Annotated in this window: 1 protein-coding gene; it reads right to left on the bottom strand. The window is 66.8% G+C overall.

All coding sequences use genetic code 11. The features are described from left to right. Window positions 1-1,463, bottom strand: a 1,463-nt coding sequence (locus tag AC1DYI_RS35445) for an Ig-like domain-containing protein (protein ID WP_477208782.1), incomplete at both ends; no start/stop codon positions are given.

Genomic DNA, 1,463 nt, shown 5'->3' with positions numbered 1-1,463 from the left:
TTGACGACGACCGTACCGTGGGCTGTGCCCGTGCCAAGTGCGAAGGTGTTACCGCCGTCGCCCGACAGGGTGTCGTTACCCGCCACCGAGCCATTCAGCGCGGTGTCTTCGGCCGCAGAGAAGGTGTCATTCTTCGCAGTAGGCAGATCTTCGACGGAAGCGACGTTCAGCGTGACCGTGGCTGTGGACAYATCGCCGTCGGCATCGGTGAGCGTGTAGATGAACGAGTCGGGGCCGTTGTAGTTCGCCGCCGGGGTGTACGTGAACGTGCCATCGGCGTTGACGACAACCGTGCCATGCGCAGCGCCGGTGCCAAGTGCGAAGACGTTGCCGCCATCACCCGACAAAGTGTCGTTGCCGCCCAGCGATCCGTGCAGCGCGGTGTCTTCGGTGGCCACGAAGGTGTCGGCACCTGCCGCGGGCAGATCGTCCACCGGCTGGATCACCAGCGTCGTCTTGGCGGTGTCGCTGCCGCCGTGTCCGTCGCTGACGGTGTAGTCGAAGTTCAGCGTGCCGTTGTAGTTTGGCGCTGGCGTGAAGGTGAGGGTGCCGTCGGAGTTCAGGCTCAGCTGGCCTTCCGGCAGCGTGACCGGATGGCCAACGCTGATCGCCTGGCCGTTGATCGCCGTGATGGTCAGCGCATCACCGTCGGGGTCGGTGTCGTTCGAGCGCGGATCGAAGGTCAGCGGGCTGTCTTCGACGCCGTGGACGTTGTTGTCCAGAGCGACCGGCGCGTCGTTGACCGGGGTCACCTCGACATGCACGTTCGCCTGCACCGGCGTGTGGCCGTCGGTGGCGGTGTAGTTGAAGTCGACCGGGCCATTGCTGCCCGGGGCGGGCGTGAACTCGAGCTTGCCGTCGGCCGTCAAGCGCACGTCGCCCAGCGGCAGGCCATTGCCGTCCACCAGGTGCACAGGCGAGCCGACGCTGATTGGTTGGCCATTCACCTCGGTGATGGTCAGCGCGTCGCCATCGCGGTCACTGTCGTTGGCCAGCACGTCGATCACGACGGGCATGTTTTCCAGCGTGCTGGCGCTGTCGGCGACGACGGACGGTGCGTCAGCCACCGGCGTCACGGTCAGGCCCACGTGGCCGGTATCGCTGCCGCCCTGTCCATCGCTGACGGTGTAGTCGAATTCGGCCGGGCCGTGGTAACCGGGCGCTGGCGTGAAGGTCAGCGAGCCATCGGGGTTCAGGCTGACGGTGCCGATCGGCTGGCCGTTGCCGTCGGTCACGCTGACCGGGGTCTGTGCGTCGATCGGGTGGCCGTTGATCTCGGTGATCGTCAGCGGGTCGTCGTCGGCATCGGTGTCGTTGCCGCGCGGGTCCAGCACCACCGGCGTGTCTTCGGCAGTTGTGGTCTGGTCACCGGCGGCGACCGGCGCATCGTTCACCGGCGTCACGGTCACGACGATGGTCGAGCTGACGGGGTGGCCGCTGCCATCGTCGGCGGTGTAGGGGAC

Source organism: Ideonella sp. P3_A4, assembly GCF_056403075.1.
Note: the sequence above shows the minus strand (reverse complement) of the source record. Positions and strands in the feature narration are given on the sequence as shown.